Source organism: Frankia canadensis (assembly GCF_900197875.1).
Taxonomy (GTDB): domain Bacteria; phylum Actinomycetota; class Actinomycetes; order Frankiales; family Frankiaceae; genus Frankia; species Frankia canadensis.
Genome location: NZ_FZMO01000090.1, coordinates 20,765 through 33,322, shown reverse-complemented (window position 1 = coordinate 33,322; position 12,558 = coordinate 20,765). Strand labels below are relative to the sequence as shown.

Here is a 12,558-nt window from a genome sequence, read left to right as displayed (position 1 = left end):
CCCGCCCGCGTCCGTGCCGGTTCCCGGGTCAAGCGGACTCGCCCAGGGTGAAGCGGCTCAGTTCGCGGCCGGTGCGGCCGTCGAAGGCGTGCACGGTGCAGACCAGGCAGGAGTCGAAGCTGCGGGCCACATGGCCGAGCTCGACCGGGTCGCTGGGATCGGCGACCGGGGTGCCGACGAGGGCGGCCTCGATCGGGCCGGGGGTCCCGTCCCCGTCACGGGGGCCGATGTTCCAGGCGGTGGGCGTGATGACCTGGTAGTTCGCGATCCTGCCGCGCTCCAGGACGATCCAGTCCGCGAGCGACCCGCGGGCCGCCTCCGTCGCGCCGAAACCGCGGCCGTCGGCGAGCTCGGGCGCCGGAACGTGGAACGGCGCGTGCAGGTCAAGCTGGTCGAGCCAGCCGCGGACCCAGCGGTAGGTGCGGGCCGCCTCGTGCATCCGGGCGAGGACGCGGACCATCACCGACGGTCCGATCGTCGCGAGGATGTCCCCGAACAGCGGGTCGTGGTCCTGATGGGCGGCGGCGTCCGGCGCGGCGGCGGCGACACGGCGGGCCAGCGGGCCAGCCTCCAGCGGGCGCACGCCCAGGTCGGGAACGTCGTAGCGGGGCGACTTCGCCCAGCTGTACTTGCCCGCCTCCCGGCCCCGCTCGGGATCGATCGGATCCGTCTCGCCCTCGAACGGATGGTGCGCGGCGCTGCCCCGGTAGTACGAGTGGGTGACGTCCTCGCGGACCCTGGCCTGGTCGAACGGGTGATACGCGCCGTCCGCGTACACGCCGGAGCGGCTGATGAGCGCCGCGCCGCGCCCCTCGATCGTCGGCCGGGCGTAGAGCTCCGGGTCGAAGTACGTGCCGGACGCCAGGTAGTCGCCGGTGCCCTGGCCATAGCGGTCCAGACCGACGTCGAGGCAGTAGCGCAGGAAGAAGCCGCAGTCGCTGTCGTGCTGGGACTCGTTCTCGTAGATCCAGGCGAGCACGTCCGCCCAGCTGCGGTTGGCCAGCCAGCGGTCCACCGAGCAGCCGAGCCAGCGCTTCTCCAGCCACTCCGAGCGCCAGTGCTCGAGGATCGCGGTCGCCCTGGTCACGTCCGCGAGTGTCGGCGCGCCGATCACGCCGCCGGGCACCATGAAGCTCGAGTGCGGCCACTGGCCGCCGAAGATCGCGTAGATCTCCACCGGCGCCGCGGACAACACCACCCCCGGGCCGTAGCTGGAACCGGTGAACGGGGTGAACCGCCGCACCGCCTCCTCGTACAGAGGGCTTGCGGCATGGCGGCGGTGGGTGAGGTCGATGGCGAACAGCGCGTAGAAGCCGCGCGGGATGCTCTGCAGCGTCTCGCAGGCCTGCGCGATGTTGCGGACCAGCGTCGCGCCCGGGGGCAGCTCGGTGTGCCAGGCGACGTCGAGCGCGTACGCCGCCTTGTACAGGTGGCTGCCGCCGCAGATCCCGCAGATCCGCGGGGTGACGATCAGGCCGGCCTGCGGGTCCTTGCCCCGCAGGATGATCTCGAGGCCGCGGAACATCGCCGCCGAGGTCCAGGCCGAGCTGACCACTCCGTCGTCGATCGTGACCCGGACGTCGAGGTCGCCCTCCACCCGCCCCATCGGGCTGACGTTGAGATCGACGGTCGTCATCGCCCGCGCACCTCTCCCTGTCGTTTCTCGCGGCTGTGCCAGTCGTGCTGTGCCAGTCGTGCTGTGCCAGTGGTGCTGTGCCGGTCGTGCCGTGCGGTGCCGGTCGCGCTGTGCCGGCCGTGTGGTGGACGCGGGTCGTCGTCCGGATCAGACGACGAACATGTCCTTCTTCGACCACGGCGGGGCCGCGACCCGGGAGGCGGCGGCCTGGGCCAGGTAGGTGGCGTGGCCGCTGCCCTCGGGCACCTCCCGCGGGATCACCCCGGCGACCTTCTGGGTGCGGAACACCGTGCCCGGGGCGAGATCGAAGAACGGGAACTCGGGTTCGGTGCAGCCGATGCACGGCATGCCGGCCCGCGTCTTCGACGACTGCCGGTTCCACAGGATCCGGTTGCAGGGGGAGTGCGTCATCGGCCCGCGGCAGCCGAACTCGTAGAACAGGCAGCCCTGCCGTGTCCCGTCCCCGAAGGACAGCGTCGACTGCTTGTACTCGAAGTACTGGTTGCGGCTGCAACCGGTGTGGGTGAACGAGGTGAAGAACGTCTTCGGCCGGTGCAGGTCGTCGAGCTCGATGTCGGCGGCTCGGCCAGTGGCCAGCGCCACCAGGATCTGGGTGATCCAGTCCGGATGGGCCGGGCAGCCCGGCACGTTGACGACGGGCAGGCCCGAGCGCGACCGGAACCCCGAACCGAGGAAGCCGCCCGGGACGCGCCGGTGGAACTGCAGGCCGGTCGAGTCCGTCGGGTTCGGCTCGGTCGCCGGCAGGCCGCCCCAGGCGGCGCAGTCCCCGAGCGCCACCACCACCTGCGCCTGGGCGGTCAGGTCGCGCAGCCAGTCCTGCATCGGCCGCCCGGCGAACTCGTTGAACGTCCCCCGCCCGTCCGGGCCGCGGATGACCGAGCCCTCGAAGACGAGGATGTCGACGGGCCGGGTGCCCTGGGCGCAGTCCTGGAGCAGGGCGCGGGCCTGCGCGCCCTCCTGCGGGCTCAGCGACGGATGCCAGACGAGGTCCAGACCGAAGTCGCTGATCAGGTCGATGACGGTGGGCTCCGCGGCGTTCAGGAACGACATCGTGTTGCCGCCGCACGCCCCGCCCTGCAACCAGAGCACGGATGACATCGATGGTCCTTCCTCGGATGGCCCGACGTCTGCCGGCCGATGGCGGCGACGCTATGTCGCCACGGCGCCGTCACCGATGGGCCGTGTGCGGAGGCTGCCACCTACGCGGGGTGACGTTTGCCGCTGGCCGCCGGCGGCGGTGACAGTGGGTCCGCTGTCGGCGGGAGCGGGAGGTGCAACGGCGATGCACGAGCTGTCGCTGTGCCGCTCGGTCGCGGACATCGTGCGCCGGCATGCCGCCGGCAGACGGGTGATCCGGGTGCGGCTGCGGGTCGGCGCCCTGCGCCAGGTGGTGCCCGACACCCTCGCCTACTGCTGGCGCCTGATGCAGGACGACTCGGTCGATCCGCTGGCCGGGTCGGTGCTGGAGGTCCAGAGCGTGCCCGCGGTCGTGCGCTGCCGCGCGTGTGGGACCCACAGCGAGCTCGACCGGCCGGTGCTGCGCTGCGCCGGCTGCGGCGGGGCCGATGTGGAGCTGGTCAGCGGCGAGGAGTTCCTCGTCGTCTCGTTCGAGGTGGCGACGGAGCCGGTGGAGGCATGAGATGGGCCGATTCCACGCCCACGGGACCGATCACGACCATCCGCACCCGGATCACTCGCGGTACGGAACCGCCACCGAGCGGGTCGAGGTACTGGAGCGGATCCTCGGCGAGAACGAGCGTGCCGCCCGGGCGAACCGGGACGCGTTCGACGCGGCCGGTGTCACCGTCGTCAACCTGATGTCGGGGCCCGGCGCCGGCAAGACCACCCTGCTCGTCGAGACGCTGCGCCGGCTGGCGCCGCGCCGTCGGATCGGCGTCATCGAAGGGGACATCGAGACCAGCCTCGACGCCGACCGGCTCGCGGGGCTCGGCGCGTCGATCAGCCTGGTGAACACGGGCAACGGCTTCGGCGGCGAGTGCCACCTGGACGCGCCGATGATCGCCTCGGCGCTGCCCCGGCTGCCGCTCGCCGATCTCGACCTGGTCCTCATCGAGAACGTCGGGAACCTGGTGTGCCCGGCCGAGTTCGCCGTCGGCGAGGACCGGCGGGTCATGGTCTTCTCGGTCACCGAGGGGGAGGAGAAGCCGCTCAAATATCCGGTAATGTTCCGGGCGGTCGATCTCGTCCTGGTCAACAAGATTGACCTGCTGCCGTACCTCGATTTTGATCTGCCGGCGTTCCGGCGCAATCTCGACGCCGTCCATCCAGGAGTGGGCGTGCGGATGCTCAGTTCCCGGACCGGCGCGGGTGTGGATGCCTGGTGCGACTGGCTTGTCCAGTCTTCCCAGGGCCTTGGTCCGTCGACGGAAGTGGGCTGATTCCGGGCCTCTGGTCGGCCTGGCGTGGACCGTGGGTCGATGTTCCTCCTTACCCGGAACACTGTTGTGGCGAGATTTTCATGATTGTCGACGCCCCCCGGCGCGTCGCTTTCGCTATTGCTGATCGATCCGATACAAAAAATCCGATCGGGATGGCGGAACGTCGGGAAGGTCAAACAACAATGCGCCCACCTGTCAGAAATTCATCCGTTGCGCCGCCCGCGCGGCGCGGCCGCGTCATGCTCGCGGTCGCCACGGTCGCCGCGGTCGGTTTTCTCACCACCGGCGCCGGCTGTCCGCCGCCGCCACCGCCCTGCCCGCCGTACCCGCCGAACGCGACCTGCTGACGCACCTCGCGGTCGCCGTCGCGGGCGACGCGGCGGGGATTTCCTGGGCGGGCCCGGCTCCCGCGGCCGGGATGGTCACAACCCAGGACGCGGCCTGGTCGGCCTGGTCGGCTTAGTCGGCTCAGTCGGCCGAGGGGGCGGCCAACGGGAGGCCGGTCGGTGCGCCGCCAACCGGCTCGGTCTCACCGGAGGCCCCTGCGGTGATGGCGAGCGTCTCGGGTCCGCCGGTCCACGTGGGCATGGCGGCCTCGGCCCAGGTGCCGCGCAGTACCGCCACGGCGTGGTCGTACGCGTCGTGGGTGGGGAGCAGGCGGCGGATGTTCAGCGGCAGCAGGTCCTCCCGGTTCGTCTGTCCACAGCGCGGGCAGACGAGCTGGCTGAGCGGGAGGAGAACGCCGCAGCCACCCTCACCCGCGCCGCAGCGGCGCCAGTCGCCGTCCACCTCGATGCGCCGGATCGGCGGGCGGCGGCAGGACACCGCGGCGGGCACCAGCGGCGACGGGGTGCGTGTCGCCTCCAGGGTGGGGACGCCGGGGTGTGATCTCCGCGCACGTCTCCTCGCGCTCCATCGAGACGACAAGGCGGCCTCCCTTTTTGTCCGGGTACGACCAATCTTGCGGGTCTGTCCTTGGCGTCTCAGAGCAAAACGCCTAAGGTCCGGCAAAGCAACCGAATAGCACTTTCCGGTGGCTTCCGGGTGACATGCCGGCCTATCTTTGCACAACGGGTGTGCCGGCGTGCTTGACCTGCCACTTTGGCAGCGACATGACCCCGGGCGATCGGGCGCCGACACGGGCTCGTGCCGTACTCTGTTGCGCTCACGCCGTCGCACCGCTCGCCGTCGATGCGGCGCCGGGGTCTCGTGTCCACCCGGACGTTCGACGGGACGGCGTCAAGGACGGGCAGCGGGCGGCGGGGGCCGGCGCCCGTCAGCGCATGATGCCGGTGTGGCCGAGGGAGTAGCGGCCGGGCTGCGGCCAGACGGTGAGGCCGTGCGGCTCGCGGCCCACGGGGATCCTGGTCAGCAGGTGCCCGGCGGCGGGATCGGTGCCATCCGGGCCGCCCGTGTCGAACACGTACACGACGTTGCTGCGTCGGCCTGACAGCCACAGCCGGCTGCCATCGGCGCTGACGTTGCCCATGTCCGGCGTCCCGCCGCCGGGGATCGGCCAGTTCGCGACGACCGCGCGGGTGGCGAAGGAGATGACGGAGACCGAGCCCTGGTCGCCGTGATGGGGGAAAGGCGGCGACATCGACGCCATCTCGCCGCCGCGGTTCGCCACGTAGAGGAACCGCCCGTCCCGACTGGGGTACAGGCCGTGTGTCTCGGGACCGGTCCGGACGAAGCCGACCTTGACGAAGCGGTCGCCGTCGATGAGGTGGACGCCGTCGGCGTTCATGTCAGCGACGTACCAGACCTTGCCCGCTGGATCGATCTTGATGTCCTGCGGGGCTGCGTCACGCCCGAGGTCGAGGTATCCGAGCACGGTCTGCTTCCGGACGTCGATCTTGACGAGGCGGCCGGCGAACTCGCACGTCGCGATCGCATAGGAGCCGTCGACGGAGAAGTCGACGTGGTTGACGCCGGCGCACGCCGTGCCCACGTCCAGGCTGTGGCGCAGGGCCATCGTGTGCGGGTCGCGGAAGTCGATGTCGTGGTTCGCCTCCGCGATGACCATCGCGTACGCGCCGTCCGGCGTGAAGTAGAGGTTGTACGGGTCCGCGACCGGCACCGCCGGTCCGGCGAGGCGGCCGGTGCGCGGATCGATCGGGGACAGGCTGTTGCCCCTGTTGTTGTTCACCCACAAGGTCCGCAGATCCCAGGAGGGGACCACGTGCTGCGGCTCCCGTCCGGTCGCGAAGGACCCCACCACCCGCAGGGTTCGCTGGTCGATCACCGTGACCGTGCCGTCGCCCAGGTTCGGCACGTAGACGAGCGCCGGATCGTCGCGGACGACCGGGCTGAGCATCCCGGCGTGGGCGTGCGCGTAGACGTCACCGCCCGGCTCCGGCCCCACGGCCGCGGCGTCGGCCTGGGGACTCGCCGACCGGATCGACGCGGCGACCGGAGCACCCCCGGCCGCCGCCGGCACCGGTCCGGCATTCGACCCGGTGCCGCCCGCCGCGATGAACCAGATGGCGACGCCGGCGATGACGACCACCGCGGCGCCGGCCAGTAGCAGGCCGCGGCGGGAGGTGCCCGCCGCCCGATGAGTTCGGGACGATGCCCTGTCCGACACGGAGGAAGAGTAACCACGCCTGCCGGTTCCGACCGCACCGGGTACTACGTCTCCGCGAGTCGGCATCTCCGCGAGTCGGCATCTCCGTGAGTCGGTGCCCGCGGTGGGGCGGCACGGGCGCCCGTACGGTTGGGCTGCCGGGCCCGGCGCGCGCATCCGCGGGCGGTCGAGATACTGGGCGGCGGACAGCCAGCTGTCCCGGAGGGAGCCGACGTGATGAGCGAGCGCATCGGGGGCCGGGCGTGAGTGACGACAGCCCCGTCGATCTGTCCCGTCGCCGGTTCCTCACCGCCGCGCCGGTCGCCGCGGCGGCGGCCGGGCTCGCGGCCTGCGCGGCCGGATCAGGCCCGGACGCCTCGTCGACGCCCTCCGCGCCCGCCCACGCCGCGCCGGCGGCCGGCACGCCCGCCGCGTCGCCGCCCCGGGGAGCCGTCGCGGCCAGCCTGGCACCCGACGGCCCGCAGCTGCTGCCCGGCGGCCCCGCGACGGCGGTCGCGCACGGCCCGCGGGACCGGGCGCGGGTCGCGCTCACCTTCCATCTGGGACCGCACGAGGCCGGGCAGGATCTGGACCTCGCCCGCCAGCTGCTCGGTGACGCCGCCCGGCTCGCCGCGCCGATCACCGTGTTCGCCGTCGGGCAGTGGCTGGACGAGTACCGCGACCTCGTCCCGACGATCCTCGCCCCCGGCAACGAGCTCGCCAACCACACCTACACCCACCCGACGCTGACCGCGCTCCCGGCGCCCGCCGTCGCCACCGAGATCACGGCCTGTCGGGACGTCCTCGCCCGGCTGGCCCCGACCCAGGGTAGGTACTTCCGGCCGTCCGGTACGAGCACCGCGACCCCGCTGATCCTCACCGAGGCGGGCGCGGCCGGCTATCGCACCGTCGTCGACTTCGACGTCGACCCGCTCGACTACACCTCACCCGGCGCCGACGCGGTCGTCGCGCGGGTCCGGGCCGGCGTCCAGCCGGGCTCGATCGTCAGCATGCACTTCGGCTACCCGGGCACCGTGAGCGCGTTCCCCCGCATCGTCGCCAACCTGCGCACCGCCGGCCTCACCCCGGTGTCGCTGCACACCCTTCTCACCTGAGCGCTAATAGAAGGGTTCCCGAGGTCACCGGACTTGCGCCGTGGATGCCCCGGCCTTCAGGCCGGGGAGGAAACGGCGCCTATTGTTGGCCACAGGTGGATATCCCTTTTGTAGAATGAGCGCATGCCCCGCTACCGGCTTTACCCGACCGCAGATCAGGCGATGGTGATGGCCGAGCATTGCGGGCACGCACGGTACGCGTGGAACCTCGCCGTGGAACAGCAATCCTGGTGGAACCCGCGCCGCGGACCGGCACCTGGCTATGCGGAGCAGAACCGGCAGTTGACCGAAGCCCGCCGCGCCTTCGACTGGCTCGCTGCGGGCAGCATCGTCGTGCAGCAGCAGGCGTTGCGGGACTTCTCCACCGCCATGGCCAACTTCTTCCGCGGCTCCCACCGGAAACCTGGCTTCCGGAAACGCGGCCGAGGCGATGGTTTCCGGATCGTCGCGGTGAAGCCCTCGAATGTGCGGCAGATCAACCGCCGCTGGTCCGAGGTACGAATCCCGAAAGTAGGCTGGGTACGATTCCGCCGCAGCCGGACGGTTCCGGACGCGCGCTCCTACCGGGTGACTCGTGATCGGGCGGGCCGCTGGCATGTTGCGTTCGCCGCCGTACCCGAACCGATCCGCGCGCCGGGCACGGGTGAGGTCGTCGGCGTCGACCGGGGTGTGTCCGCGTCGGCGGCACTCAGTACGGGTGAGCTGCTGCGATGCCCCGGGCTGCGACCTGTCGAGGTTGTGCGGCTGCGACGGCTGCAACAGCGGCTCGCGCGGGCCAAGCGGGGCAGCAACCGGCGCGGCCGGCTGAAAGCCCGGATCGCGCGAGTGAAGGCCCGGGAATCCGACCGGCGGAAAGACTGGGTGGAGAAGACCTCCACCAATCTCGCCCGCCGGTACGACCTGATCCGCGTCGAAGACCTGCGTATCGGCCAGATGACCCGCTCCGCGCGGGGCACCGTCGAAGCGCCGGGCCGGAACGTGCGGCAGAAAGCCGGGCTGAACCGGGGCATCCTCGCCAACGGCTGGGGACAGCTCGTCGCCCGTCTGGAGCAGAAAGCCCCCGGCCGGGTCGAGAAGATCCCGGCCGCTTTTACGAGTCAGCGTTGTTCGGCCTGCGGGCATGTGGCGTCGGAGTCGAGAGAGAGCCAATCTCGGTTCCGGTGTGTCACCTGCGGGCACACGGCCAACGCGGACGTGAACGCAGCATGCAATATCGCCGCAGGACGTGCGGTGACTGCGCGGGGAGGCGCCGGGTTGCCGGTGCCCGTGAACCGCGAACCTCAACACTGCGCACCCCCCTGGTGGGTGTGTAGGAGTTGGAATCCCCCCGCTTTCAGGGGGGAGGACGTCAACCACCGGTCGTGGCGAGCGGGCGCCGCGGGGCCGACAGTGTGGTCCCGGTCCCGATCTCGGTCGGAGTCGGGCCGTGGCCGAGACCTGCCTCCGTCGCAAGCACCCGCAACTCGGCGTCGACGAGTTCCGGCACCCGCTCGCAGTCCCGGACCGACCCGTCCATCGTGAATCCGATACAGGCTCGTCCGTCCAGGCCACCGAGCATGACCGCCATGCGCTGGTTGCCGGGCAGCGCGGGCAGGGGCACAGCGGCGGTGACCGGCCGGCCGAGAACAGCCATCGGGCCGACCAAACCGCGTGGGTTGGACGCGGTCAGCGCGAAGACGCGCGACATGATCTCCGCGGACATCACGGCCGGCCGCAACGGCGCCGGGGTGGCCCACAGAAACAGGCGCTCCGCGACGCCCGGCGTTCCGCGCCGCTTGTGCCGGTCGGTCTGCCGGCGGATGGCCTCCACCCGCCGGCGTGCGGAGGGCTCCCCATGCGGCAGCGCGAGGCGCACGGTGGTCAGGCGGTTACCACCGAGCTCCCGCTCGGCTGCCGTGCGGGTGCTGACCGGCATCGCGGCGTACAGCTGCCCGCGATGCTCCCCGCGCCGGCCGCGTCCAGGGGTGCCAGCGGGTGACCAGGCACGCAGGGCGCCGGTGAGCGCGGCGAGGAAGATGTCGTTCACGGTCACCTCGTAGGCGCGGCTGATCGCCCGCAGCCAACCCAGGTCCACGTCCAGCCAGGTGTGCCGCGGACGTCCCGTGGGGGTCGCCGTCAGCGAACCGATCGTGGTCGTCCGGGTACACCAGCCGAGCGTGTGCGCGGCGGCCCTGCCGACGGCTCGGGGGCCGGGCCGCCGCTCTGGTACCACGCGCCGCGCGGGCATGGGCTCCGGCTGCCGGCCGGGCAGGCCGAACATCCTGCCCAGCAGCAGGTTCAGGGCCGTCCCGTCCATCCACACGTGGCTGGCGCGCAACAGCAGCGTGATGCCGCCGGGGCGGTGGCCGTGGAGCAGCCAGAGCTGCCACGGCGGAGCGTTCAGGGGGATCTCGGCCGCGGACAGCCGTTCCACCGCCCTACGCAGGCCGGCGAGCCCCGATCCCGCCGGGAGTCGGCGCTCGTGCACGTGCCGGTCCACGCTGAAGTCGGCGTCGACCACCCAGTACGGCCGGCCCCACCTGCCCGAGGCGAGGCGATGCGTCAGCGGGGGATGGTCGCGGGCGCGGTCCGCGACGAGCGCCCGCAGGTCCTGGACGCACGGCACGGTTCCGTCGGCGTCCAGCAGGAAACCGACCGCGAACGGCGCCGCCGGAAATGCCTGCTGGTATCCGAGAAGAAGCGCGTCCATCGGCGTGAGCGGCTGAACGGGAACGTCGCCGCCATCCGCATCGCGGCTTTCCGGACCCGGAGCGATCCGACCCGAAGAAGAGCGTATCACAGCACCTTTCCCGGAATTCTCTCGACGAGGTGTCGCGCGCAGGTCACACCGGGCTCCTGAATTATCAGAAAGTCCGGTTATGCGCGGAGCGCCGTGCCGTGGTGGGCAATGCGGCGCGAGGCGAAACTACACCGGCGACCGAGCCGAACCATGCGGGGGTCAGGATCCCGACCGGCCGGCTTTTGCCCGCGATTCCGGCGAGGGCCACGGCCAGGATCCGCGCCGGGGCGCGGCGCGGGTGTCCGGAGGCGCTCCGGGCGGCTCAGGCCGCGGCGGAATGGTGGAGCCGGTGCTCCAACGTCCCGAACCGCTCCAGCCGCACGGGCAGGTCGGCGACGCCGGAGCAGGCGCGCAGGAGCCGTGTCAGGCCCTGTGGGGTGTACTGCTCAGCCTCGCCTCGGTGGGCGGAGGCTCCGAGCCCGAACAGCCACCGGTCGCCGGTGCCGGCCGGCAGGAAGATCCCCTGATGCTCGCCGTCGTCGGCGGCGTAGATGCCGTAGCGGTGCTCGCCGAGCAGGTCCCACAGCGGTGCGTGGAAGAGCACGTTGGCGCCGTCCTCGAGCCGGTCGGGGCCGTGCATCGCGACGCCCACGGCCCGCCGGGTCGCGCTGTGGGCCCCGTCGGCGGCCACGACGTGGCGCGCCTCGACGAGGCTCGTCGCGCCGGTCGTGGTGTCGCGCAGCGTGATCAGCACGGACTCCGGCCCGTCGACGACGTCGACCACCTCGGTGCCCAGCCGGACCTCGGCGGCCGGCAGGGAACGCAGATGCTCCAGCAGGACCGGTTCGAGATGGTCCTGTGGGACGCAGGCAGGCCTGGTGGGGCTTGAGCACCGTGCTCTGCTCCCGCGTCGGGTAGCCGACCGCCAGCGCGGTGCCGGCCGCCGCGTCGGCGAGGGTCGCGCACGCCCACATCAGCCACTCGACGTCGACGCCGCCCGCCTCGATCCGCTCCGCGAGCCCCGCCAAGTTTCGTCGGACATACTGACTTTCACAAGTCACTCTGTCTTCAGCGAGACGGGGTGTCATTCAAATGTACGATGGCCGACGATGGCGACCCGGCGGTACGAGCAGCGGCTGCGCGCGGAGTCGGCGGCGCAGACCCGCCAGCGCATCCTCGACGCGGTCTACGGCCGGCTGCGCGCCGCGCCGACGCGGCCGGTGAGCGTGGAGGAGGTCGCGCGCGAGGCCCGGGTCGCCCGGTCCACCGTCTACCTGGTCTTCGGCTCCCGGGCCGGGCTGTTCGACGCGGTTGCCCAGGACCTGCTGGATCGCGGCGGGTTCGAGCGGGTCGTCGCCGCCGTCGCCCACCCGGACGCCCGCGAGCACCTCCGCCTCGGCATCCGCGCCGGCGCCGAGACCTTCGCCGTCGACCGCGACGTGCACCGGGCACTCATCTCCTTCAGCGCCCTCGACCCGGACGCCACGGGCGGCGCGGTGCACCGCGGCGAGCAGCGCCGCGCCGGCGGGATGGCCTACCTGGCGAGCCGGCTCGCCGAGCAGGACCTCCTGCGCCCCGACGTGTCCGCCGCCGACGCCGCCCACATCCTGTACCTGATCACCAGCTTCGACGCCTTCGACCAGCTCTACACCGGCCGCGGCCTCCCCGTCGACGACGTCGCCCGCATCCTCGCCACCACCGCCGAAAACGCCGTCTGTCGCTGACCCGCCCGAACACGCGTGGTGTCCCGGCAGCGCCAGCACACCTCCATTTACCCGATCGAGATGATCAACAGTGGAGATCAATCTTGTCGTCGCCTGGCCACCCTACGGGCTGATATCAACACCTCTGTCCTGCCGCGGTCTCGTAGGGAGAACGCACTCAACGTTCGCCCTGGCGGGCGCCGCGGCTGCGTCGGGCGGCTGGTCGTCGCATCAAAACCCCATGTGCGGAAGACAGGCCTGGCGCTGGCCGCCCGGGCGGCCAGCGCCAGGGGAGCGAGGCCGAAGGCGGTTGCCGGGCTACCCGCCGCGAGGAAGAGAGTCTTCATCGCAGGAGGATGGAGAGCGCTCCTCGGAAGCCGCTCAAAGCTCGCTGGAGGA

At 71.8% G+C, this 12,558-nt stretch carries 9 protein-coding genes and 2 pseudogenes; 5 read left to right on the top strand and 6 right to left on the bottom strand.

Going from position 1 to position 12,558, the window contains the following annotated elements:
* Positions 1-28: 28 nt before the first annotated feature.
* Both C1A33_RS09505 and C1A33_RS09500 read right to left on the bottom strand, forming a co-directional pair.
* Positions 29-1,636 (bottom strand): nickel-dependent hydrogenase large subunit, encoded by a 1,608-nt coding sequence (locus C1A33_RS09505; RefSeq protein WP_101831147.1) that lies wholly within the window; start codon positions 1,634-1,636, stop codon positions 29-31.
* A gap of 147 nt (positions 1,637-1,783) precedes the next feature.
* Positions 1,784-2,755, bottom strand: a complete 972-nt coding sequence (locus C1A33_RS09500; RefSeq protein ID WP_101831146.1) for a hydrogenase small subunit — start codon at positions 2,753-2,755, stop codon at positions 1,784-1,786.
* A 184-nt stretch (positions 2,756-2,939) separates the two neighbouring features.
* On the opposite strand from C1A33_RS09500, the gene C1A33_RS09495 reads away from it, so the two are divergent.
* Together C1A33_RS09495 and hypB are read left to right on the top strand one after the other, a co-directional pair.
* Positions 2,940-3,296 (top strand): hydrogenase maturation nickel metallochaperone HypA, encoded by a 357-nt coding sequence (locus tag C1A33_RS09495; protein WP_101831145.1) that lies wholly within the window; start codon positions 2,940-2,942, stop codon positions 3,294-3,296.
* A gap of 1 nt (position 3,297) precedes the next feature.
* On the top strand, positions 3,298-4,056 hold the full coding sequence (gene hypB / locus C1A33_RS09490) for a hydrogenase nickel incorporation protein HypB (RefSeq protein WP_101831144.1): 759 nt from the start codon (positions 3,298-3,300) through the stop codon (positions 4,054-4,056).
* 468 nt (positions 4,057-4,524) lie between these two features.
* Here the strand turns inward: hypB and C1A33_RS09485 are convergent, their stop codons facing one another.
* Both C1A33_RS09485 and C1A33_RS09480 read right to left on the bottom strand, forming a co-directional pair.
* Positions 4,525-4,983: a hypothetical protein gene (locus tag C1A33_RS09485; protein ID WP_133150622.1), complete on the bottom strand. Its 459-nt coding sequence runs from the start codon at positions 4,981-4,983 to the stop codon at positions 4,525-4,527.
* Positions 4,984-5,332: 349 nt separating this feature from the next.
* Positions 5,333-6,643, bottom strand: coding sequence for a YncE family protein (locus C1A33_RS09480; RefSeq protein ID WP_101831142.1), 1,311 nt, complete (start codon positions 6,641-6,643; stop codon positions 5,333-5,335).
* Between the two features lie 242 nt (positions 6,644-6,885).
* On the opposite strand from C1A33_RS09480, the gene C1A33_RS09475 reads away from it, so the two are divergent.
* Together C1A33_RS09475 and C1A33_RS09470 are read left to right on the top strand one after the other, a co-directional pair.
* The gene (locus tag C1A33_RS09475) at positions 6,886-7,737 is read left to right on the top strand and encodes a polysaccharide deacetylase family protein (protein ID WP_165818306.1); all 852 of its coding nucleotides are present in this window, start codon (positions 6,886-6,888) and stop codon (positions 7,735-7,737) included.
* Positions 7,738-7,860: 123 nt separating this feature from the next.
* Positions 7,861-9,036, top strand: a pseudogene (locus tag C1A33_RS09470) (RNA-guided endonuclease InsQ/TnpB family protein); the annotation flags it as partial.
* 49 nt (positions 9,037-9,085) lie between these two features.
* Here the strand turns inward: C1A33_RS09470 and C1A33_RS09465 are convergent.
* Positions 9,086-10,426, bottom strand: coding sequence for a wax ester/triacylglycerol synthase domain-containing protein (locus tag C1A33_RS09465; protein WP_101831141.1), 1,341 nt, complete (start codon positions 10,424-10,426; stop codon positions 9,086-9,088).
* Between the two features lie 352 nt (positions 10,427-10,778).
* Positions 10,779-11,336 (bottom strand): annotated as a pseudogene (locus C1A33_RS09460) (FAD-dependent monooxygenase); the annotation flags it as partial.
* A gap of 229 nt (positions 11,337-11,565) precedes the next feature.
* Between C1A33_RS09460 and C1A33_RS09455 the strand changes: the two are divergent.
* Positions 11,566-12,180, top strand: coding sequence for a TetR/AcrR family transcriptional regulator (locus tag C1A33_RS09455; protein ID WP_101831139.1), 615 nt, complete (start codon positions 11,566-11,568; stop codon positions 12,178-12,180).
* The last annotated feature ends 378 nt before the right edge of the window (positions 12,181-12,558 follow it).